This window comes from Pigmentiphaga sp. GD03639 (genome assembly GCF_029845405.1).
Lineage (GTDB): Bacteria > Pseudomonadota > Gammaproteobacteria > Burkholderiales > Burkholderiaceae_B > Pigmentiphaga > Pigmentiphaga daeguensis.
This window is the reverse complement of record NZ_JAOCLR010000004.1, coordinates 66386-87600: the sequence shown is the minus strand read 5'-3', so window position 1 is coordinate 87600 and position 21215 is coordinate 66386. Positions and strand designations below refer to the sequence as shown.

The window sequence follows — 21215 nt, the reverse complement described above, 5'->3', positions numbered from 1 at the left end:
ACGAACAAGGAGCCGACATGGGAATCCGAGACACCGACAAGACCCTGCCATCGAACCGCAATGGTGTTCGAACTGCGGCGCGACGAGCAGAAATACCTCGCGTTCAAGCAGGACATCGAGGCATCCATGACCGCATACGCCCTTTCGGAAGAAGAAAAGCGCGCCTGGCGCGACATGGACATCGAGGCGCTGGGCGCCATGGGCGTGCATCCCTATTTCCTGCCGCAGATATCGCGGCTTTTCAAGGGCGGCTCGCGCAACCACAACGACAGCGACGCGGCGCGCCTGTACGCCGAGAAGATGGGCATCGCGTCGCAGGACTGATCCGGAGAAGAACATGGCAAAGATCGTCGCAACCCTGGGCGTGGCCCACGCCCCCGGCGTCACCGGCTGGATAGACAAGGCGCCCCAGCACGAGCAGGACGGCGTCCTGGCCGGCTACGCGCAGTTCCAGAAACTGATGGACGAAGTGCGGCCCGACGTGGTCATAGGCATCGCCAACGACCACCTGTTGAATTTCTCGCTCGACAACATTCCCGACTTCTGCGTGGGCATAGGCGAACAATGGGCCGGCCCCGCGCCCTGGTTCCGCGACTGGCTGAACGTACCGGACTACACGGTGCGCGGCCACCGCGACCTGGGCCGCGCACTGGTGCGCGAATCGGCCAAGGCGGGCATCAACCACGCGTTCGCCGACAAACTGTTGTTCGACGACAACTGGTCGGTGCCGCTCAAGTTCCTGTTCCCGCGCTACGACGTGCGTTTCGTCCCCATCCACATGAACCCCATCGTGCCGCCGGTGCCGACCGCGGCGCACTGCTATGCCGTGGGCGAAACCATCGCGCGCATCGTCCAGGCCTTCCCGTCCGACGAACGAGTGGTGATCATGGGCACGGGCGGTCTCTCGCACGATCCCGGCGGCAAGGACTACTTCACGGTGCACGAGGAATTCGACCGCTGGTTCCTGGCGCTGATGGAGGAAGGCAACGCCGACCGGGTCAAGCGCGAGCTGACCTTCGAGAAACTGCTGACGGGCGGGGATGGCGGCGCGGGGGAACTGCTGGCCTGGGTGGTCGCCATGGGCGCGGCCGCGGTATGCGGCAACGCCCGGGCGGAAACGGTGTTCTACGTGCCGTCGGTACCCATGCGCTGCGGCATGGGCGGCGTGTACTGGCGGCTGGAATGACGGCGCGGCGGGCGCAGGCCGCACCGGGTCAGGACGCGCGCAGGCGGCGCAGCCGCTCCTCCTGGACGCCCTCGGCCGCCTCTTCGCCGGCCTCGGCTTCCTGTTCCTCCCGGTCCGGCTCCAGTTCCAGCTCTCGATCCAGGGCCAGTTCCGCCTCGACATCCTCGGGGCGCTGTTTCAGGGCCTCGGCGATGGTGACCGAGCCGCTTTCCCAGGCGGCGTTCACCGCGTGCAGCAACATCGGGTCGTCGGCCAGCGGCGCCCGGTCCAGCAGCAGCCGGTCCACCACGGGCGCCAGGGTGGCCACGGTGGGATCGCAGACCATGGCCCAGCGTTCGCGGGCGGCGCCGGCATCGCCGATGCGGGCGATGTAGCCGATGCTGGACAAGGTGTCGAGCACCACCATCAATTCGTCGTGATGCAGGTTCAGCCTGCTGCGCAGCGCCAAGGTGCTCAGGCCCGGTGGATTGCGGTCGCGCACCGAGGACAACGCGCGCAGGATGGACAAGGCATCCACGAACGGCCGCCCCGGGCGCCGGACGGTCTCCCAGCGTCCCATCCGGATCAGCGGCAGGCTGGCCGCCAGCGTGGCGCCGAACAAGGTCACCAGCCACGACAGGTAGATCCACATCAGGAAGATAGGCAGCGTGGCGAAGGCGCCGTACAGCACGGTGTAGGTGGGAAAGCGCGTCAGGTAGAACGCGAAGCCGGACTTCATGATTTCCAGCACGATGGCCGCCGCGAAACCGCCCGTCATCGCGTCGCGTGCCTCGACGTGCCGGTTGGGCACCACCATGAACAGCGCGCCGAAGGCCAGGCCCGTCAATATCAGCGGAATGAAGGACAGCAGCACGCCGATGGGCGCCGGCACGTCGCCCACCAGGCCCATGGATTCGCGCGCCAGGAAGGACGTGGCCCACAGGCTGGCGCCGATCAGCACCGGCCCCAGCGTGAGCGTGGCCCAGTAGATCAGCACCCGCTGCGGCAGCGGCCTGCCCTTGCGCACGTGCCAGATCTCGTTCAGCGCCTTGTCGATGGTCAGCATCAGCGAGACGGCCGTGATCATCAGGAAGATGCCGCCCACGGCGGTCAGCCGGCTCGCCTTCTGCGCGAACTGGTTCAGGTATTCCATGATGTTGTCCGCCACCGCCGGCGGCATCAGGTTGCTGATCAGGAACGCCTCCAGCGCGCCCTGGAACTCGCGGAACAGCGGAAACGCGGTAAACAGGGCCAGCGCCACCGCCAGCAGCGGCACCATCGACAGCACCGAGGTGAAGGTCAGGCTGGAGGCGACCTGGGTGATGCGCTCGTCGGCCGCGCGCTGCAATGCGAACCGCAGGAGCCGCCCCACGCGCACGGGCCAGGATTCGTTGGCGAGCAGGCTGCGGCGCAGCGCGATCGCGCGCGCCTGGATGGAAGCGGCGCCCGAAGGCGGTGGCGGCGTGGAAGAAGTAGCGGGCGCGGGAGCTTTCTGGACCATGTCGAGAGATAATACGGACCTATGGATATTCTGATCTTGTACTACAGCCGGCACGGCGCGACACGCCAGTTGGCCGAGCACATCGCGCTGGGCGTGGAACGCGTACCCGGCGCGCGGGCACGGCTGCGCACGGTTCCGCCGGTCTCGGCCGTGTGCGAGGCCACGGCCCCCGCCATTCCCGACAGCGGTCCTCCCTACGTCGAACCGGCGGACCTGGAAGAATGCGCGGGCCTGGCGCTGGGATCGCCCACCCGCTTCGGCAACATGGCCGCGCCCATGAAGCACTTCATCGACCATACCACCCAGCAGTGGCTGGCGGGAAGCCTGGCGGGCAAGCCGGCAGCGGTCTTCACGTCCACCGGCTCCATGCACGGCGGCCAGGAAAGCACGCTGCTCAGCATGATGCTGCCGCTGCTTCATCACGGCATGCTGCTGGTGGGCCTGCCCTTCACCGAGCCCGCGCTGATGGCCACGCGCCATGGCGGCTCGCCCTATGGCGCCTCGCACGTGGCCGGGGTCGACAACAGCCTGCCCATGCAGCGCGACGAAACCCAACTGGCCGAAGCCCTGGGCACGCGCCTGGCCCGCACCGCCCTCGAACTCCACACCGGCCGGCAGGCCCGCACCCGATGAACGCTCCCTCCGTCGACCTCAACCCGCGGCTGCGCCTGGTCGCCTCGATCTCGCTGCTGGCCCTGATCGTGCTGTGCATCGCCTGGGAAACCGTGCTGGCGCCCCTGCGGCCCGGCTCGCTGCTGGCGCTCAAGGCATTGCCGCTGCTGCTGCCGCTGCGCGGCGTGCTGCGCGGCAACCTGTACACCTACCAATGGGCATCGATGCTGATCCTGCTGTATTTCATGGAAGGCGTGGTGCGCGCGACCACCGATCCAGCTCCGTCCGCGCACGTGGCCTGGGCCGAGGTCGCGCTGACCACGGTCTTCTTCTGGTGCGCCATCCTGTACGTGCGCCCGGCCAAGCGCGCCGCGCAGGCCGCCCGCAAGGCCGCCAAGGCGGCGGACAAACAGGCGGGCTGACCGCCGCCAAGGAGACACCGGCATGGACCTGCTGACCGAGCTCACGAACCTGCTGGGGGCCGGCCAGGTCTTGACCGGGCCGGACGCCGCGCCCTTCCTGACCGACTGGCGCGGCCGCTATACCGGCGCCGCGCTGGCGGTCGTCCGCCCCGGCACGACCGACGAGGTCGCGCGCGTCGTGCGCCTGTGCCGCCGCCACGCTGTTCCCATCGTCCCTCAAGGCGGCAACACCGGTCTGGCGGGTGGCGCCACGCCCGACGCCGGAGGCCGCGCGGTGGTCGTGTCGACGCGGCGCCTGGACCGGCTGCGCGCCCTCGACATCGACGACGACACCATCACCGTCGAAGCCGGCTGCGTGCTCCAGGCGGTACAGGACTGGGCGCGCGAGGCCGGCCGTCTCTACCCGCTCAGCCTGGCCTCGGAAGGCAGCTGCACGGTGGGAGGCAACCTGGCCACCAATGCCGGCGGCACCCAGGTCCTGCGCTACGGCAACGCACGCGAACTGGCCCTGGGGCTGGAAGTGGTCACCGCCCAGGGCGAGATCTGGGACGGCCTGCGCGGCCTGCGCAAGGACAACACCGGCTACGACCTGCGCGACCTGTACATAGGCAGCGAAGGCACGCTCGGCATCATCACCGCCGCCACCCTGCGGCTCTATCCCCTGCCCGTGGCGCAATGCACGGCCCTGGTCGCCCTGCCCTCGCTGGAAACCGCGGTCGCGCTGCTGGCCCTGGCCCGCTCGGGATTCGGCGCGGCGCTGACCGGCTTCGAAGTCATGTCGCATGCCAGCCTGGACGTGGTGACGCGCGCCTTCCCCGACCAGAAACTGCCGCTGGGCCCCACGCCCTGGTACGCGCTGCTAGAGGTATCCGACAGCGAAAGCGCCGAACACGCCCAGGAACGCTTTCACGCGGTCCTGCAGCGGGCGCTGGAGCAGGGCCTGGCCCAGGACGCCGCGGTTGCGGCCAGCCTCGCGCAAAGCCGTGCGCTGTGGCACCTGCGCGAAAGCATCTCGGCCGCCCAGTCCTGGGAGGGCAAGAACATCAAGCACGACATCTCGGTCCCGGCCTCTCGCATCCCCGCCTTCGTGGCCGCGACCGACGCGCTGCTGCAGGCGGCCATCCCCGGCGTGCGCCACATCACCTTCGGTCACCTGGGCGACGGCAACCTGCACTACAACGTCAGCCGGCCGCCCGCCATGGCCGAGCCCGACTTCCTGCTGCGCCAGGACGAGATCTATCGCCTGGTGCACGACAGCGTGCACGCGCACGGCGGGTCGATCAGCGCGGAACACGGCATCGGCCAGCTCAAGCGCGGCGAACTGGCCCGCTACAAGAGCGCGGTGGCCCTGGACCTGATGCGCCGGATCAAGCAGGCGCTGGATCCCGACGGCCTGATGAACCCGGGCAAGGTCCTGCCCTAAGCCTACGGCCCGGTGCGCCTGGCGCCGCCGCCGCGCTGGCGCTGCGAGGTCTGGTTGCCGCCGGTCCCGATCTGGTCGGTATGCCCGTCCTTCTTGGTGCGATTCTGCGTATCGCCATGGCTGCGCTGCTGCTCGCGCGGCTGGTCGTCCGCCTGGCGGGGACTGGGCGGGGAAGCGGGATGATTCGGCATGGCGAACTCCTTCACGAGAAGGCCGGCAAGCCGCAACTTTCGTGCCGCGCCCAGGGCGGCAGCGGCGTGAATTCATTCCTGAGCCAGGACAGCAGGGCCTGCACCCGGCCCAGGTGGGCGCGGCTGTGGGGCACCAGGGCCCGGATCCAGTATTCGGGAATGGCGAAGTCCTCCAGCACCCGGACCAGTTCGCCCCGGCCCAGCGCGCCGTCGACGATGTAGGCCGACAGGATCGTGATGCCATTGCCCCGCAGCACCGAATTGAGCAACACGTGTCCGTCGTTGGTGCTCAGGCGCGGCGTCACCTCGACCGCGATCGGCCCGTTCGCCCCCTGGAAAGTCCAGACCGGCCCCGTGGGCTGGAAATTCAATAGTGCGTGCCGCGCCAGATCCGTGGGATGGGCGGGACGGCCGCGCGCGGCCAGATAGGACGGCGCCGCCACCGCCATGCGCGGCAGCGGGCACAGTCCGGCCTCGAGCACGCCGTCGTACGAGGCCGGCAGCATGCCGACCACGATGTCGAAGCCTTCCTGGATAGGGTTCACGGGCCGGTCGATCACCACCACGTCCATGCTGAGCTTGGGATGGACCTCCAGGAAACGCCCCAGCGCATCGCCCAGGCACGTGGCGGTCAACGACGTCGGCACCTTGATGCGCAGGTGGCCCTCCAGTTCGTGCGCATGGCCCAGCGCGCTGCCGAACGCGTCCTCGACGTCGTGAACGATACGCCGGGCCACGGGTAGCAGGCGCTGGCCTTCGTCGGTCAGGGCCAGGCGGCGGGTGCTGCGCTCGAACAACCGGGTTCGGGCGCGCCATTCGAGCTGGTCGATGCGCTTGGTCACCACGGAGGCGGCGATGCCCAACTGGCGCGCCGCCTTGGAGAAGCTGCCGGCCTGCGCCACGGCGATGAAGGTCCGGAAATTGACGATGGTGTCCATGACCTCTCTGTTTTCGCGAACAATGATCGCGCTTTTTGGTGGATTCTATAGAAATAGAATGAGGATTAAGGTGGCGGCACGTCAAGAACTTTTCCGGAGACCCCGCCATGCCGCTTGCCTTGCGCCCCCTCCACCCCGACGTGGGAGTGGAAGTCCTGGGTTGCGACCTCAGCCAACCCCTGGACGACGAGCAGTTCCAGTCGCTGCTGGACGCTTATCACCGCCATTCCGTCGTCGTCGTGCGCGGGCAATCGCTGGCCGCGCCCGCGCAGGCCGGGCTGCTGCGCCGCTTCGGCACGCCCAAGATCTCGCAGCGCAAGGAGTTCCACGTGCCGGGCACGCCCGAGATCGGCCGCGTGGGCAACACCCGGCATCCCGACGGCACGCCGTCGGCCTTCCTGGACCGCTACGGCAACCTGTGGCACAGCGACACGGCCAGCGACCAGCACGTCGACGGGGTCACGATGCTGTACTGCGTGATGACGCCGCAAATCGGCGGCGACACCCTGTTCGCCAGCATGGGCAGGGCCTACGACACGCTGCCGGCGGACCTGAAGGCCCGCATCGACGGCAGGACCGTGGTCCACAACTTCAACCAGCACAACGACTATCTCTTGGCCCGCAACCCCGGCTCGGCCCGGCCCCTGTCGGCAGCCGACCGCGCCAAGTGGCCCGACCGGGAACACGACCTGGTGCAGCGCCATCCGGTAACCGGCCGCCCGCTGTATTTCATCAGCCCGACCCTGGTCCGGGGCATCAGCGGCTATTCCGACGAGGAAGCGCAGCGGCTGTCCGCCGAACTGGTCGCCCACGCGACCCGCCCCGAGGCGGTCTACCGCCACAAATGGCAGATCGGCGACCTGGTCTTCTGGGACAACCGCGCCTCGCTGCACTCGGCCTCGCCCGCGGACTATCAGGGCGGCCAGCGGCTGATGCATCGCGGCTATGCCTACGTCCACTATGCGTGAGGCCGGCCTGCGCGTCGGGCATTTCCAGTCGGTGCCCTGGATCCCGTTCTACGTCGGTAGCGAGGACTGGCCCGTCCGGCGCGTTCCGTGCGTCTCCAGCACGGTCCTGGCCATGGCGGATGCCGGCCTGCTGGACGCCACGCCCATGGCCACCGTGGACTGGCTGGCGCGCGGCGACCAATGGCCGCGCCTGGGCGGGCTGGGCCTGGCCTACCGCGAGCGCGCGGGCAGCGTGCTGCTGTTCTCGCCGCGCCCCATCCATGAGCTGGACGGCGCGGACATCGCGATCTGCGACGAGACCGCCACGTCGCTGCGGGTGCTGCATGCCATCCTGGCCGACAAGTACGGGCTGCGCATCGGCCGCTGGCGGCGCGGTCTGCCCGCCGACCCATCCATGCCCCGATTGCTGATCCAGGACCAGGCTGTCGAGGAAGCGGCGCGGGGACGTTTCCCACACGTCCACGACCTCGGGCGGGAATGGTGGGAGTGGCAAGGCACCCCGGTGGTCTCGGCGGTGTGGGTACGCCGCCGGGACCTGGCGGACGACGCGCTGGAACCGCTGCGCGCCGGCCTGGCGGCCTCCTTGTCCCGATATGCCAGCCAACCGGACCTGGCCATCGAACGCCATTGCGCGCGCCACGGCGTGGCCTCGGCCCCCGCGGCGCTGCGCGCGCTGCTCGGCAATTTCGAGTTCGAACTGGGCGAGGCCGCCGAAGCGGGCATACGCCGCATGGCCCAGGTCCTGCCCCCCGCCGTGGCCCTGGAAACCTGAGATCCCCGCCCGTCCTTCATCCATCCAAAAACAGGAGACATCCATGCCCTGCCTTTCGCACCGTTCCGCGCCGCGGCGGCGCACGCTGTTCGCCTTCGCCGTCCTGTCGGGCGGCCTGCTCGCCACGGGAATGACGCGCGGCGCCGACGCCCCCTGGCCCACCCAGCCGGTCAAGCTCATCGTGGGCTTTCCCGCCGGCACCTCGCCCGACACGGTGGCCCGACTGATCGCCGAGCCGCTGTCTCAGAAGCTGGGCAAGCCGGTCATCGTCGAGAACAAACCCGGCGCCGCCGGCAACATCGGCGTCGACCTGGTCGCGCGAGCCACCGACGGCCATACCTTCGGCGTGACCGCCCACGGTCCGCTGACCACCTCGGCCCTGCTCTATCCCAACCTGCCCTACGACGTCGCCCGGGACCTGCAGCCGCTGTCCCTGGCCGCGGTCAGCCCGCAGATCCTGGTCATCGATCCCAAGCTGCCCTATGCCACGCTGCGCGAGCTGGTGGACGACGCGCGCGCCCACCACAAGGAGATCTCGTACGGGTCGGTGGGTGTGGGTTCGGGCTCGCACCTGACGGGCGAACTGTTCGCGCAGGAAACCGGCATCCGGATGATGCACGTCCCCTACCAGGGCTTCCCGCAGGTCACCATGGCCGTGATGAGCGGACAGATCCAGGCGGGGTTCATGGCGCCCTCGGGGGCCATCGAACAGGCCAAGGCGGGCAAGGTGCGCGTACTGGGCGTCACGTCGGCGCAGCCTTCGCCGCTGGCGCCGGGGGTGCCGACCGTCGCCCAGGCCGCGGGCCTGCCGGGCTTTGCCGCGGAGCTGTGGATAGGCGCCTACGCGCCGCGCGCCACGCCGGCACCGGTGGCGGCCATGCTGGCGAAAGAGATCAACGCCATCCTGCGGTCGGCCCCGGTGCGGGCCAAGCTGGCGGCGCAGGGCTGGGACGCCACGGGCGGCTCGCCAGCCGAGATGGCGGCGCGCATCGAGACCGACACGCGCCGCTGGGGCGGGGTGATCAAGCGGCTGGGACTCAAGCTGGAATAGCGGCGCGCAGGCGCCGCGGCATTCGCTTTGCCGGCCTACATCCCGCTCGCGCGCCAGGCGCCGTTCTCCTGCTTGCAGAACCAGAACCCCCAGTTCTCCTTCGCCGTTCCCTGCGCGACGTCGGCCGCCAGGAAGCGGCAGGTCTGGCCCTTGCTGGTGCGAGTGGTGTTCTTCGGCGCCAGCGTGACGCTGACGGGCACCTGGCGCGACCGCTCGGCCTTGCTGGTCCAGGTCGCCTGCTGGCCATCGGCCACGTCGTTCAGGACGCGTCCCACCTCGGTCGAGAACGCGGGGACCTGGGCCTTGGGTATACGCACCAGGATGGACTGGTTCAGGAAGCTGAGATTGGCGGCGTAGGCCGTGCCCGCCGAGGCGGCCAGCAACAGCGTGGCGGCAAGGAATTGCTTGCGCATGAAAGAGATCTCCGGGTCTGGACGTGACGGCAATGATATCGGTTAAGCCGCACGGCGGGTTATGATTGCGGCATTATGCTTTCAAATCAACGACTTGGCGGCTGGGCGCTGTGTGTCGCGCCCATGATCGACTGGACCGACCGCCATTGCCGCTACTTCCACCGGCTGCTGTCCCCGCATGCCCGCCTGTACACCGAGATGATCGCCACCGGCGCGATTCTCTACGGGGACGCGGCCCGGCACCTGGATTTCGACAACAGCGAACATCCGGTCGCGCTGCAATTGGGCGGCAACGAACCGGAGGCCCTGGCGCGCGCGGCCCGGGCCGGCCAGGACTGGGGCTACGACGAAATCAACCTGAACTGCGGCTGTCCGTCGGACCGGGTGCAGAAAGGCGCGTTCGGCGCCTGCCTGATGTCCACGCCGGCGCTGGTGGCCGATTGCGTCAAGGCCATGCGCGACGCGGTCGATATCCCGGTCACGGTCAAGCACCGCATCGGCCTGGACTACGACGAGTCCTACGGCTTCGTGCGCGACTTCGTCGGCACCGTGCACGAGGCGGGCTGCGAGGTCTTCATCGTCCACGCCCGCAACGCCGTGCTCAAGGGCCTGTCGCCCAAGGAAAACCGCGAAATTCCGCCGCTGCGCTACGACGTGGCGCGCCAGCTCAAGCGCGACTTCCCGCGGACCCTGATCGTGCTCAACGGCGGCCTGACGGACCCCGGCGACACGCTGGCGCACGTCGGCCAAGGCGGCGGCGAGCTGGACGGCGTCATGCTCGGGCGCGAGGCCTATCACCGGCCTCGCGTGCTGTCCGAGCTGTCCCGCCGGCTGTGGCCGGAAACCCCCATTCCCGGCGACGAAGCCGTGGTGCGGGCGATGATGGACTACGCCGGCCGGCAGGTGGCCGGCGGAGTGCCGCTGCGCTCGGTGGTCCGCCACATGCTGGGCCTGTTCAACACGCAGGGCGGGGCCCGCCGCTGGCGCCAGATGCTTTCCGACAACCGCCTGCTGGCCGCCAATGATCCCGCCCTGATCGACGCCGCCTGGCAGGTCGTGGCCAACGCGGCCGAACGCCGCGCCGCCTGAGCATCCGGCGCCGAACAACCGCCGCTATCCCCCGTTATTCGCGCTTTCGGCGCGGCCGTGCCCCGTCCATACTGCTGGACAGGTACGGCCCGCGTCCGTGCCCGCCCAGGGGAGGTCATGGCCCAGATCGTATGCGTGCTGGGAAACAAGGGAGGTACCGGCAAGACCACGCTGTCGCACATGATCTCGCACGGCATGGCGCTGCTGGGCAAGCGCGTGGTGTGCGTGCTGACCGATCTCGAGCGTGAACGCCTGTCCAAGGAAAACCGGCTCTACCTGCCTTTCGACGCGCGCGACGCCGGCAACCTGGTCAAGGTCGTCGCCACGCTGAACGACGTGGGCGACTGGTTCGGCGTCATCGACGGTGGCGGCAACCGTTCGGACACCGACAGCCATCTCGCGAACCTGGCCGATCTGGTCCTGCTGCCCTTCCGCGACTCTCACGAAGACATGCGCACCGTGCTGCGCGACCTGGAGTGGATGCCGCGCGCCTGGGGGCTGCCCTCGCAATGGCCGGCGGACCCGGCGGCCCATCGCATGGCGCAGGCCGCTACCGACGAGCTGCTGGGCGCCTTCGGCCATCGGCTGCTGGACCCTATCCCCCACCTCGCGGCAACCAAGCTGTTGCTGCAGGACCGCATCCCGGCCACGCTTCCCTGGCAGCTCACCAATGCCTGCGTGGAGCTGGCCATGCAGGTGTTCGAACTGCTGGACATTCAGTACGAAAGTCCGGAGGCCTTCGCCGCGCCGCGGTAGAAGCCGCGGCACGCAAGTTGCTGGACTCGTCGGCCCGTTTCTTTTTCATGGGAGAACGACGATGCCAGGCAAATCCAATCCGCAGACCCTGCCCCCTCAGCAGCAACCCCGGCAACCCGGCATGCAGGAAGACATGCATCCGGAGCCCAGGACGACACGGCCGGACTACCGGGCCTCGGGCAAGCTGGAGGGCCGCTGCGCCATCGTCACCGGCGGCGACAGCGGCATCGGGCGCGCCGTGGCGGTGGCCTTCGCCAAGGAAGGCGCGGACATCCTCTTCACCTACCTGGACGAGACCGCCGACGCCGAGGAAACCCGCCGGCTGGTGACCCAGGCCGGACGCCGTTGCGTGGGAATGGCGGGGGACATCGGCAGCGAATCGCACTGCCGGGAAGTCGTGCGGCGCGCAATGGAAGAGCTCGGCCGCATCGACGTCCTCGTGAACAATGCCGGCGAACAACATCCGCGCAGGGCCTTGGAAAACATCGACAGCGCCCAGCTGGAACGGACCTTCCGCACGAATTTCTTCGGCATGTTCAACCTGACCCGGGAAGCCCTCGCGCACATGATGTCCGGCGGTGCCATCATCAACACCACGTCCGTCACCGCCTATCGCGGCAGTTCGCATCTGATCGACTACGCCGCCACCAAGGGAGCGATCGTCGCCTTCACCCGTTCACTGTCGTCGGCCGTGGTCGAGCGTGGCATCCGCGTCAACGCGGTGGCGCCCGGGCCGATCTGGACCCCGCTGATCCCCGCCTCGTTCAGTGCCGAGGAGGTCTCGACCTTCGGGTCCAAGGTTCCCATGAAGCGGCCCGGCCAGCCGGAGGAAGTGGCTCCCTGCTACGTATTCCTCGCGTCGGACGACGCCAGCTACATGACTGGCCAGGTGCTGCACCCCAACGGTGGGGAAATCATCAACGGCTAGACCGTATCAGCGCGCGCTGGCGAACATGTTCATCAGCGCGTCGAAGCTGCTGGCGCCGCGGGTGGAAAAGACGAAGCACTCCCCGTCGTGGTACTCCGAGGCGCGCATGCTCTCGGCCAGGCGCTCGGCGTCCTCGATGGCCTCGTTCCAGGTACCGCGTATCAACGGGCAGTATTTGAGCCGGCTGTCGAGCATGTCCTTGCCGGAGCGGGCCTTCACCTCGACATAACCCCGGAACTGTCCCTCCGGCAGATCGTGCACCCGGGACTTCAGGAAATATTGAACGGCGGCGTGTTCGACGACTTGGTTCATGGCTGGCCTCCGAGAGTCCGTCTTTCGATCCTAGACCATTGGAGTGCAGGATTTACGAAGAGGTCCGCCGCGCTATCAAAAGTTTACATTCGTGCCATTCTTGTGGCGACTGGCACCACATCGGCAACAAATTCGAGGCCGCAGGCGCGCGGCTGCCGGTATGATGGATGTTTCGTCGCCGCGTTGTTCCCGCACGCCCCATGAGGTCTCGCCTTGCCGTTTTCGCCCTGCTGCTCGCGGCGGGCAGCGCCTGCGCGGCCGATCCGGCGGACAGCGCGCCGGCCGTGCCCGATACGCAGTGGGCGGCCAGCTTCGCCGCGTTCGATCAGGCCGACCGCCTGCATGCGCCGGCTCCCGGCGGCATCCTGTTCATAGGCAGTTCGTCCATACGCCTGTGGAACGATCTGGAAACCCGGTTCAAGGATCTCCCCGTCCTCAAGCGCGGCTTCGGCGGTTCGCGCATGATCGACTGCGCCCGCCACCTGACGCGGCTGGTCGTTCCCTACCAGCCCCGCATCGTCCTCGTCTACGCCGGCGACAACGACCTGGCCGAGGGCCGGTCGCCCGGCCAGATCCTGGACAGCTTCAAGGTCTTCGTCGAAGGCGTGCGCCATGCCCTGCCCGATACCCGGATCGCCTACATCTCGATCAAGCCGAGCCCGGCGCGCTACTCGCTGATTCCGCAGGCACGCGCCACCAACGCGCTCATCAAGGCCTACACGCAAAGCGTGCCCAACGCCGACTACATCGATGTCTTCACCCCCATGCTGACGTCCGAGGGCATGCCCAGGGCCGAGCTGTTCCGCGACGACGCCTTGCATCTGAACGACGCCGGCTACGCGCTCTGGACGTCGGTCATCGCGAGCCACGTGCGCTAGGCGCGTCCCTAGCCCTGCCCCGCCTCCACGCTCAGCGTCGTCCCTGAGCCGCCCGTACGCGCCGCCGGCGCCGCCCGCCGGCCCTGCCCGGACCTCGGCCCCGAGCCGAACATGCGCACCAGCCGGGCCACGGCGTACATGGCGGCGATGCTGAGCGCGAACATCAGCGGATCGAACCACGGCGGCCTGCCCGGATGGCTTTCGCCCACCACGGCCAGCGCCACCAGGACGATGACCAGATGGGCGCAGAAGACCGGCAGCGACGCGGCGCCCAGCGTTTCCAGCAGCCGCAGGCGGGGCAGATGACGGGTCAGCCAGCCGCCGTAGTGCAGCAGCACCACGACCAGCGCCAGGAAGTCGAGCAGCCGCAGCGGCCCGACGTGCCACTTGTCGAACCACAGGTTGAGCGGATCGTTCTGGGGAAAAGGTTCCAGCCCGGTCATGTGGCGCCAGACGAAGAACAGTATCGCGATACCCACCGCTGCCTTGACCAGCCATGACGGGAAGACGATGCGGCGCTCGGACGGCACCCGCGCATGGTAGGCCCCCAGGCACAGGCCCAGCACCCACAGCAGTTGCCAGGCGAAGGTCTCGAAGGAGCCGGTCTCGCGGAACGGCACCGGCAGGCCGGTCGCCGCCACCAGCGCGTCGTACAGCACGCGCGACAGGCCGAACTGGGCGGCGCCCCACAGCGCGATGCTGGCCGCCATCACGGTTTTCCATCCCCCTTGCAGGACATGGCTCAGGATCCACGGGCTCGCCAGCATGAAGACGATGTAGACCGGCAGGATATCCAGCAGCGGCGGGTTGTAGATCATCAACAGTCCGGTCCATAGGCCGGTCAGCGGCGCATGCAGATAGAACGACATGAGGTTGTTCGCGGCCGGCTGGTGGAATTTCATGCCCAGCGCGGCAATGACCGTGAACAGGAAGAGCAGGCACGCCGCCTGGCACGCGTAGATAACCAATGCGCGCCGCAGGAACGCGCGGCGCATCGCGGGAATGCCGTCGCGCACGGCGCGCTGGGTGTACACCAGCCCGGCCATGTACGCAGACAGGAAGACGAAGCCTTCCGCGGCCGAGACAAAGCCGAAAGGCTGGCCCGCGGGTATCGCGAACCAGGTAGGCAGATGCGTGGAAGTCATCAGGACCAGCATCAATCCGCGCAGCGCGTCCAGTTCCCAACGGCGGGACGAAACGGGCGGCGGAGCGGGAGCGAAGTTGGAAGTGGTGGACACGGGCGAGGCGGACGCAATCTGGGTCGAGTGTGCATGGACAACATGGAATGCGAACAATTCGTGCTTGTTGCAATCCGATACGGGTAAGCCCCTAATTACTTAACAAAATTAATATTTATCATTGTTAAACAAATCAAACCCGGAAACAGGGAAGGAGACACATGAAACGCATCCTGCTGGCCAGCGCCCTCGGACTGGCCGCCACCGGCGCGCACGCGCAGAACGTCACGCTGTACGGCATTCTCGACACGGGCATCGAATACGTGAACCACGCCAACGCGCAAGGCGACGCGACCTGGCGCATGCCGAGCAACACCGGCGGGCTCATGCCCTCGCGCTGGGGCCTGCGCGGCACGGAAGACCTGGGCAACGGCCTGAAGGCGCTCTTCACCCTGGAGAGCGGCTTCGGCGTGGATACCGGGGTATCGGGCCAGGGCGGCCGCCTGTTCGGCCGCGCGGCGTGGGTCGGGCTGTCGGGCAACTGGGGCACGGTCACGCTGGGCCGCCAGTCCAACATGACCTTCTACGCCCTGCTCGACTCCGACGTCATGGGGCCCGCGGTGTACGGCCTGGGGTCGCTCGACAACTACATCCCCAACACGCGGTCGGACAACGCGATCGGCTATCGCGGCACGTTCTCGGGCCTGACCGTCGGCGCCACCTACAGCTTCGGCCGCGATGCCGCGGCCACCGGCGGTCCGGCCGCCACCAATTGCGCGGGCGAGGTTCCCGGCGACCGCAAGGCCTGCCGCCAGGTCACCGCGCTGCTCAAGTACGACATGGGTCCGGGCGGCATCGCCGCCGCCTACGACCAGATGCGCGGCGGCACCGGCGCCGCCGGCGGCCTCTCCAGCAGCGACACGTCCGACACCCGCACCCTGCTCAACGGCTACTACCGCTTCGGCGACCTGAAGATCGGCGGCGGCTGGATCGGCCGCATCACGCGCGCGGCCACCCGCTCGGAGGCCAACCTGTACTACCTGGGCGTCACGTATGCCCTGTCGTCGGCGTGGACCCTGGACGGCCAGGTGGCCCGCCTGAAGAACAAGACCACCGACGCCCGCTCCACGCTGGCCACGGTGCGCGCAACCTATTCGCTCTCCAAGCGCACGGCGGTCTACGGCCTGGTGGGCTACATGGACAACAACAAAAACGCCAACCTCTCGGTCAGCGGCGGTCAGGCCTTGGCTGGTCTTCCCAACGGCCTGAACCAGACCGGCGTCATGCTGGGCATGCGGCACAGCTTCTGAAGTCCGGGCGGCGCGCAGCCGCCCTGTGTGGTATGTTGTGGCACTGGACCGGGCCGCCCTCGCGGCGGCCCTTTTTTTTGCCGCCGGGCCGCCCCCAGGCAAAAAGCGCCCCCTCGGAGGGCAGCGCCGCCGCGTAGCGGCAAGCGTGGGGGCATTTCTTGCCGCCGGGCCGCCCCGAGGAAAGCCCCCGCGCCCCCGCATCGACTCGCACTCGCCACCACATGCCCAAGACCTCGCCGCGCACCACCACCACGCCGCGACCGGCCAAATCCGACCTGGACCAATCCCGACTCTCCCACCTGCTGGGCTTCCAGACCTCGCTCGCGCACGTCAAGCTGCAAAAGGCCTTCTTCTCGCACATGAAGGACCTGGACCTGCGACCCGTGGAGTTCGCCATCCTGGTGCTGCTGGCCCACAACGACAAGGCCAACCAGCAGAACCTGTGCCGCAGCCTGTCGCTGTCCGCGCCGCGCCTGGCGCTGGTCCTGGACCGGCTCCAAGAGCGCGGACTGCTGTCGCGCGAGCGTAGCGACACCGACCGGCGTGCCCATCACGTGGTGCTGACTCCGGAAGGCCGCCGGCTGGCGCTCGAGGCCGAGCGACTGTCGCACGGCATGGAAGAAACCGTCCTGGCGCCGCTGTCCCAAGGGGAACGGCAGATACTGGGCGAACTGCTGGCCAAGATCGTGCGCGGCGCGCGCGCCTAGCCCTGGCGGCAGCTACCGGCGCGCCCGGGCTTCCAGCACGGCGTATGCGGCCACCGCCGGCACCAGCGGGCACAGGTAGTAGATCGCGCGATACGCCAGCAGCGCGGCCAGGATCTCGTAGGGAGGCAGCGCGCCTGCCAGCAGCGTCAGGAACACGGCCTCCAGCACGCCCAGTCCCGCCGGCACATGCGTCAGCGCCCCGGCCACCGCGCTCAGCAACATCACGCCCAGGATGGTGGGATAGTCGACCCGCCCCCCGATGAAGAGATGGATGATCCATCCCATGATCAGCCAGTTGGCGATCGACATTCCGCCCTGCACGAGCGCCATCCGCCATCCCGGCCACTCGATGGGCACTCCCTTCAGCGTGAAACGGCGGCGTCCCACCCCCGCGCACATCGCCGCATACCCGGCCACCAGCGCCCAGCATGCCACGCCCAGCACGGGCAGCAGGCCCGCCGGTATCCCCCAGCGCGGCGGCACATGCACCGCGCCTGCAAGCAGCAGGGCTCCCAGCAGGATCAGGTAGCCCAGCCAGTTGCTCAATACGCTCAGCGCATAGATCTTGGTGATGTCGGGCGCCGCCAGCCCCAGGCGGGAATACAGCCGGTAGCGAAAGGCGATGCCGCCGATCAGCGCTCCCATGTTCAGGGTGAAGGCATAGCAGATTCCCGCCACCACCGCGACCTGGGCCGGACGCAACGGGCTGCCCACGTAGCGCCTGCCGAGCTGGTCGAAACCGCCGAACAGGAGATGGCTGACCACGGTCAGGCCCGCCGCCGCGGCCAGGGTCCACCCCGTGTAGGCCTTGAGCGCTTGCAGCACCTTGCTCCAGTCGATCTTGGTGACCTGTTCGGCCAGCAGCAGCACCACCACGGCGATGAAGAGCAGCGTGAGCGCGTGCCGGCCCCACCACCACCACGAGCGGCGGCGGCTTCGGGTGCGGGACGGTGTGCAGCTTCTATCCGGTTTGGCGAGAGTGGGCATCGGGTGGCTCGGCCTGGCCCCGCGGGGGCGCCTCGACCTTCTCCAGTTTGGGGGTGTGCGCGGGCAGCCAACCCGCCCAGGCGGGAAAGCGCCGCAGGAAATGGAAGGCCAGGAACGACGCCGCCGCCCGCCATATCGGCCGCCGGTGCGACGCAACGGCCTTCACTTCGCGGCAATGCCTACTGACCAGCGCATCCAGCCGCTCGCGCAACACCTGGTTGAACCGCTGGTCGCGGATGACGAGATTGGCTTCGAGGTTCAACGACAGGCTCAGCGGATCGAGATTGCTCGACCCCACGGTGGACCAGTCGTCATCGGCCACGGCCACCTTGCCATGCAGCGGCCGCTCGCAATACTCATAGATCTTCACGCCGGCATCCAGCAGGTAGTCGTGCAGCATGCGCGCGCCCACCTTGACGATGGGCATGTCGGGCTCTCCTTGCAGGATCAACCGCACGCGCACGCCGCGGCGCGCGGCATGGCGCAGGTCGCGCAGCAGGCGGTAGCCGGGAAAGAAATACGCGTTGGCGATCGTCAGGTCGCGGCGGGCCGCACGGATGGCGATGCGGTAGTGCTGCTCGATGTCCGTCCGGTGCGCATCGTTGTCGCGCACCACGAACAGGCATTCCGCGTCGCCGGCGCGTTCGGCATCCGTGCCCGGCCGGGCGTCCGGGTGGCCGCGCCTGACCTCTCCCGTGCGCACGAAGCTGCGCAGGCGCGCGACGATGGGGCCACGCACCTCGATGGCATAGTCCTGTTTGGCGCTCGGGCCGAAATCCGCCAGATGATCGGCCGAGAAATTGATGCCGCCGACGAAGGCCGTCTCGCCGTCGACGATCAGCAGCTTGCGATGCATGCGCCGGAAGACATTGGTGCGCATGCCCAGCAGCTTGGGACGCGGGTCGAACACGCGGAAATGCACGCCGGCTGCGATCAGGTCCGCCAGGAACGCCTCCGACAGGTCCACCGAACCGTAGCCGTCCACCAGCACGGATACGAAGACGCCGCGCCTGGCGGCATCCAGCAGCACCTCGCGCAGCGCCAGTCCGACCTTGTCCTCGAACAGGATGAAGGTCTCGAGCAGCACCTCGCGGCGGGCCCCTCGGATGACCTCGAACACGCGGGGAAAGAAGGCTTCGCCGTTCTCCAGCAGCGACACCGCGTTGCCCGGCATCCATTGCGTGCTGGCGGGGGGCCGGCGCGGGCCGCGCTGGCGGCCGCCGCTGCCACGGGCCGGCCCGCTCATAGCACGATCTCCGCCGCCAGTGGCGCGTGGTCCGACAGCGACGTCCAGGGCCGGCGCCCCAGGGGCATGGGCCAGTGGTCGCGCGCGCCGCGCACGTAGATCCGATCGAGCGGCAGCACCGGACACCACGCGGGAAAGGTGGGCACCAGCCGCCCGCTCGCGTGGGCGTGCACCTCGCGCAAACCTGCGCAGCCGTTCAGCACCCTGCCTGCGCGGCGGCGCCAGTCATTGAAATCGCCGGCCACCACCAGCGGCGCGTCGGCGGGAATCTCCTTCTCCACCAGGTGGCACAGCAGTTGCAACTGGCGCACGCGATGGCGCTCCTGCAACCCGAGATGGACGCATATCGCGTGGATGTCTGCTGCCGTGCCGGGCGCCCGGACCACGCAATGCAAGAGGCCGCGCCGCTCCGGCCCGCTGATGGAAACGTCGCGGTTCTCGTAGTGGACGATGGGAAACTTGGACAGCACCGCGTTGCCATGGTGGCCGTCCGGATAAACGGCGTTGCGTCCATAGGCGAAGTCCGTCCAGATGGTGTCCGCCAGGAATTCGTACTGGGGGGTCGCGGGCCAATCGGCGAACCGCAGCGAATGGCGGGCATGCGTGCCCAGCACTTCCTGCAGGAACACCATGTCGGCCGACACGCTGCGCACCGCCTCCCGCAGGTCATGCAGGATGAAGCGGCGATTGAAAAAATTGAATCCCTTGTGGACATTCACGGTCAGGACGCGGAACGTCAGCCCGTCCGGGCCGCCTTGCCTCTTGCCATCGATCTCGGTGTTCATGCGGCCCGCTGCCGCAAGAAGCGTTCCCGCCCTGTGCGAGCCTCTTTCTAGGGGACCCTAGTCCAGCGACAGCCATTGCCGCCCGTCGCGGGCCAGCAGCACGTCGGCCTGCACGGGCCCCTGGCTGCCGGCGCGGTAGGGATGGATCTCGCCGCCGTCCTCCCAGGCCTGCAGGAACGGCATGACCGCCTCCCAGCCCAGTTCGATGTCGGCGGCGCGCTGGAACAGGGTCGCGTCGCCCACCATGCAGTCGTAGATCAGGGTCTCGTAGCCCGAGCTGTGCCCCGTCATGAAATGATCCGCGTAGCGGAAATCCATGCTGACGGGCGCGATGCGTATCTTCGATCCCGGCACCTTGGCCTTCATGTGGAAGAACAGCCCTTCGTCGGGCTGGATCTGCAGCACCAGGGAGTTGGAGGGCGGCTTTTCCTGCGCGTTCTGGCGGAACAGCGCATGGCCGGCATCCTTGAAGGCAATGACGATCTGCGTCTGGCGCCGCGCCAGCGCCTTGCCGGTGCGCAGGTAGAACGGCACGCCTCCCCAGCGCCAGTTGTCGATACCCAGTTTGAGGGCCACGTAGGTCTCGGTCCGGCTATCCGGAGCGACGCCCTCTTCCTCGCGATAGCCGCGCATGGGCTGGCCGCCCACCAGGCCCGCGCGGTACTGTCCGCGCACGCTGTTCTGCAGCGCCTCGGCCGGCGTCTGGATACGGATGGCGTCCAGCAGCTTTTCCTTCTCGGTGCGCACGGCGTCGGCATCGAAGGAGTTGGGCGGCTCCATCGCCACCATGGCCAGCAGCTGGAACAGGTGGTTGGGCACCATGTCGCGCAGCGCTCCGGTCTGCTCGTAGAACTGCGACCGCCGCTCCACGCCTATCGCCTCGGCCGCCGTGATCTGGACATGATCGATGTACAGCCGGTTCCAGTTGCTTTCGAACACGCTGTTGGCGAAGCGGGAAACCAGGATGTTCTGCACCGTCTCCTTGCCCAGGAAATGGTCGATGCGGAAGATCTGGTTCTCGTGCACGACCCGCGTCAGCTGCTTGTTCAGCTCGCGCGCCGAGGGCAGGTCGCGGCCGAACGGCTTCTCGATCACCACGCGGCGCCAGCGGCCGTGTCCCTGCTTCAACAGTCCGGCATCGTGCAGGTGGCGCGCGATGGACTGGAAGAACGTGGGCGCGGTGGCGAAATAGAAGATGACGCCGCCCGGCTCGGGCGCCAGCATCGTGGCGAGCTGGGCGTAGGTCTGCTCGCCCTCGAAATCGCCCATCAGGAAGGACGTGCGGCCCATCAGCCAGTCCCAGGCCTGGACGTCGAAGCTGGCCGAGGCCTGCCCGCCCCGCGAGGCGACGACCTGGTCCATGGAATGCTTCAATCCGCGCCGGAACTCGTCGTCGTCCAGCTTGCGGTGGCCGACGCCGATCACGCGGAAATCGGAATTCAGCAGGTTGAAGCGCGCCAGGTTGTACAGCGCCGGCACCAGCAGGCGGCCGGTCATGTCACCGGTCGCGCCGAAGATGACCAGGGTACAACGCGGGGCAGGCTGCAACGCCATCGGCGCCTGCCTGTTCATCGGGGAATCCA

General features: G+C 68.3%; 24 protein-coding genes. 14 read left to right on the top strand and 10 right to left on the bottom strand.

Going from position 1 to position 21215, the window contains the following annotated elements; all coding sequences use genetic code 11:
- Positions 1 to 60: 60 nt before the first annotated feature.
- Both N5K27_RS05815 and N5K27_RS05810 read left to right on the top strand, forming a co-directional pair.
- Positions 61 to 324, top strand: coding sequence for a hypothetical protein (locus tag N5K27_RS05815; protein WP_279815182.1), 264 nt, complete (start codon positions 61 to 63; stop codon positions 322 to 324).
- Positions 325 to 337: 13 nt separating this feature from the next.
- Positions 338 to 1186 carry a hypothetical protein gene (locus N5K27_RS05810; protein WP_087839198.1) on the top strand — a complete coding sequence of 283 codons (849 nt, stop codon included), beginning with the start codon at positions 338 to 340 and terminating at the stop codon, positions 1184 to 1186.
- A gap of 28 nt (positions 1187 to 1214) precedes the next feature.
- Here the strand turns inward: N5K27_RS05810 and N5K27_RS05805 are convergent, their stop codons facing one another.
- Positions 1215 to 2666, bottom strand: coding sequence for a YihY family inner membrane protein (locus N5K27_RS05805; RefSeq protein ID WP_087839197.1), 1452 nt, complete (start codon positions 2664 to 2666; stop codon positions 1215 to 1217).
- 21 nt (positions 2667 to 2687) lie between these two features.
- Between N5K27_RS05805 and wrbA the strand changes: the two genes are divergently transcribed.
- From wrbA to N5K27_RS05790, 3 genes are read left to right on the top strand one after another with little or no spacing between them, the layout of a single operon-like run.
- Positions 2688 to 3299 carry an NAD(P)H:quinone oxidoreductase gene (wrbA, locus tag N5K27_RS05800; protein WP_087839196.1) on the top strand — a complete coding sequence of 204 codons (612 nt, stop codon included), beginning with the start codon at positions 2688 to 2690 and terminating at the stop codon, positions 3297 to 3299.
- On the top strand, positions 3296 to 3700 hold the full coding sequence (locus N5K27_RS05795) for a DUF2069 domain-containing protein (RefSeq protein WP_087839195.1): 405 nt from the start codon (positions 3296 to 3298) through the stop codon (positions 3698 to 3700). Before wrbA ends, N5K27_RS05795 begins: the two co-directional genes overlap by 4 nt.
- A gap of 22 nt (positions 3701 to 3722) precedes the next feature.
- Complete coding sequence (locus N5K27_RS05790; RefSeq protein ID WP_087839194.1) at positions 3723 to 5123, top strand: FAD-binding oxidoreductase; 1401 nt, start codon at positions 3723 to 3725, stop codon at positions 5121 to 5123.
- 2 nt (positions 5124 to 5125) lie between these two features.
- On the opposite strand, the gene N5K27_RS05785 is transcribed toward N5K27_RS05790, so the two are convergent.
- Positions 5126 to 5314 (bottom strand): hypothetical protein, encoded by a 189-nt coding sequence (locus tag N5K27_RS05785; protein WP_087839227.1) that lies wholly within the window; start codon positions 5312 to 5314, stop codon positions 5126 to 5128.
- An 11-nt stretch (positions 5315 to 5325) separates the two neighbouring features.
- Positions 5326 to 6252 (bottom strand): LysR family transcriptional regulator, encoded by a 927-nt coding sequence (locus N5K27_RS05780; RefSeq protein ID WP_279815178.1) that lies wholly within the window; start codon positions 6250 to 6252, stop codon positions 5326 to 5328.
- A gap of 107 nt (positions 6253 to 6359) precedes the next feature.
- Between N5K27_RS05780 and N5K27_RS05775 the strand changes: the two genes are divergently transcribed.
- The 3 genes from N5K27_RS05775 to N5K27_RS05765 are packed head-to-tail and all read left to right on the top strand — an operon-like array spanning position 6360 to position 9043.
- A complete protein-coding gene (locus N5K27_RS05775) occupies positions 6360 to 7220 on the top strand; it encodes a TauD/TfdA family dioxygenase (RefSeq protein ID WP_279815176.1) in 861 nt (286 codons plus the stop codon).
- Entirely contained in the window at positions 7198 to 7992 is a 795-nt protein-coding gene (locus N5K27_RS05770; protein WP_087839191.1) for an MqnA/MqnD/SBP family protein, read from the top strand. Before N5K27_RS05775 ends, N5K27_RS05770 begins: the two co-directional genes overlap by 23 nt.
- A gap of 43 nt (positions 7993 to 8035) precedes the next feature.
- Positions 8036 to 9043 (top strand): tripartite tricarboxylate transporter substrate binding protein, encoded by a 1008-nt coding sequence (locus tag N5K27_RS05765; protein ID WP_087839190.1) that lies wholly within the window; start codon positions 8036 to 8038, stop codon positions 9041 to 9043.
- A 35-nt stretch (positions 9044 to 9078) separates the two neighbouring features.
- Here the strand turns inward: N5K27_RS05765 and N5K27_RS05760 are convergent, their stop codons facing one another.
- Complete coding sequence (locus tag N5K27_RS05760; RefSeq protein ID WP_087839189.1) at positions 9079 to 9456, bottom strand: hypothetical protein; 378 nt, start codon at positions 9454 to 9456, stop codon at positions 9079 to 9081.
- Between the two features lie 75 nt (positions 9457 to 9531).
- On the opposite strand from N5K27_RS05760, the gene dusA reads away from it, so the two are divergent.
- The 3 genes from dusA to N5K27_RS05745 all read left to right on the top strand — a co-directional run bounded on the left by dusA (position 9532) and on the right by N5K27_RS05745 (position 12229).
- Positions 9532 to 10545, top strand: a complete 1014-nt coding sequence (dusA, locus tag N5K27_RS05755; RefSeq protein WP_087839188.1) for a tRNA dihydrouridine(20/20a) synthase DusA — start codon at positions 9532 to 9534, stop codon at positions 10543 to 10545.
- 117 nt (positions 10546 to 10662) lie between these two features.
- Positions 10663 to 11301, top strand: a complete 639-nt coding sequence (locus tag N5K27_RS05750; protein ID WP_279815174.1) for an AAA family ATPase — start codon at positions 10663 to 10665, stop codon at positions 11299 to 11301.
- A gap of 61 nt (positions 11302 to 11362) precedes the next feature.
- Positions 11363 to 12229: an SDR family oxidoreductase gene (locus N5K27_RS05745; protein WP_279815172.1), complete on the top strand. Its 867-nt coding sequence runs from the start codon at positions 11363 to 11365 to the stop codon at positions 12227 to 12229.
- Positions 12230 to 12235: 6 nt separating this feature from the next.
- Here the strand turns inward: N5K27_RS05745 and N5K27_RS05740 are convergent, their stop codons facing one another.
- Positions 12236 to 12541 carry a hypothetical protein gene (locus tag N5K27_RS05740; RefSeq protein ID WP_087839185.1) on the bottom strand — a complete coding sequence of 102 codons (306 nt, stop codon included), beginning with the start codon at positions 12539 to 12541 and terminating at the stop codon, positions 12236 to 12238.
- A gap of 200 nt (positions 12542 to 12741) precedes the next feature.
- Here N5K27_RS05740 and N5K27_RS05735 point away from each other — a divergent pair, with 200 nt between their 5' ends.
- Positions 12742 to 13419: an SGNH/GDSL hydrolase family protein gene (locus N5K27_RS05735; protein ID WP_087839184.1), complete on the top strand. Its 678-nt coding sequence runs from the start codon at positions 12742 to 12744 to the stop codon at positions 13417 to 13419.
- Positions 13420 to 13427: 8 nt separating this feature from the next.
- Here N5K27_RS05735 and opgC read toward each other — a convergent pair whose 3' ends face one another.
- Entirely contained in the window at positions 13428 to 14657 is a 1230-nt protein-coding gene (gene opgC, locus N5K27_RS05730; RefSeq protein WP_243724641.1) for an OpgC domain-containing protein, read from the bottom strand.
- A gap of 161 nt (positions 14658 to 14818) precedes the next feature.
- Here opgC and N5K27_RS05725 point away from each other — a divergent pair, with 161 nt between their 5' ends.
- Positions 14819 to 15907 (top strand): porin, encoded by a 1089-nt coding sequence (locus N5K27_RS05725; protein WP_087839182.1) that lies wholly within the window; start codon positions 14819 to 14821, stop codon positions 15905 to 15907.
- A gap of 221 nt (positions 15908 to 16128) precedes the next feature.
- Positions 16129 to 16614, top strand: coding sequence for a MarR family transcriptional regulator (locus N5K27_RS05720; protein WP_087839181.1), 486 nt, complete (start codon positions 16129 to 16131; stop codon positions 16612 to 16614).
- A 12-nt stretch (positions 16615 to 16626) separates the two neighbouring features.
- On the opposite strand, the gene N5K27_RS05715 is transcribed toward N5K27_RS05720, so the two are convergent.
- From N5K27_RS05715 to zwf, 4 genes are read right to left on the bottom strand one after another with little or no spacing between them, the layout of a single operon-like run.
- Positions 16627 to 17601: a lysylphosphatidylglycerol synthase domain-containing protein gene (locus tag N5K27_RS05715; protein WP_279815169.1), complete on the bottom strand. Its 975-nt coding sequence runs from the start codon at positions 17599 to 17601 to the stop codon at positions 16627 to 16629.
- A complete protein-coding gene (gene clsB / locus N5K27_RS05710) occupies positions 17576 to 18847 on the bottom strand; it encodes a cardiolipin synthase ClsB (protein ID WP_279815167.1) in 1272 nt (423 codons plus the stop codon). The genes N5K27_RS05715 and clsB overlap by 26 nt, the downstream gene beginning before the upstream one ends.
- Entirely contained in the window at positions 18844 to 19632 is a 789-nt protein-coding gene (locus tag N5K27_RS05705) for an endonuclease/exonuclease/phosphatase family protein (RefSeq protein ID WP_279815165.1), read from the bottom strand. Before N5K27_RS05705 ends, clsB begins: the two co-directional genes overlap by 4 nt.
- Positions 19633 to 19689: 57 nt before the next feature.
- Positions 19690 to 21204 (bottom strand): glucose-6-phosphate dehydrogenase, encoded by a 1515-nt coding sequence (gene zwf / locus N5K27_RS05700; protein ID WP_243724640.1) that lies wholly within the window; start codon positions 21202 to 21204, stop codon positions 19690 to 19692.
- Positions 21205 to 21215 lie beyond the last annotated feature (11 nt).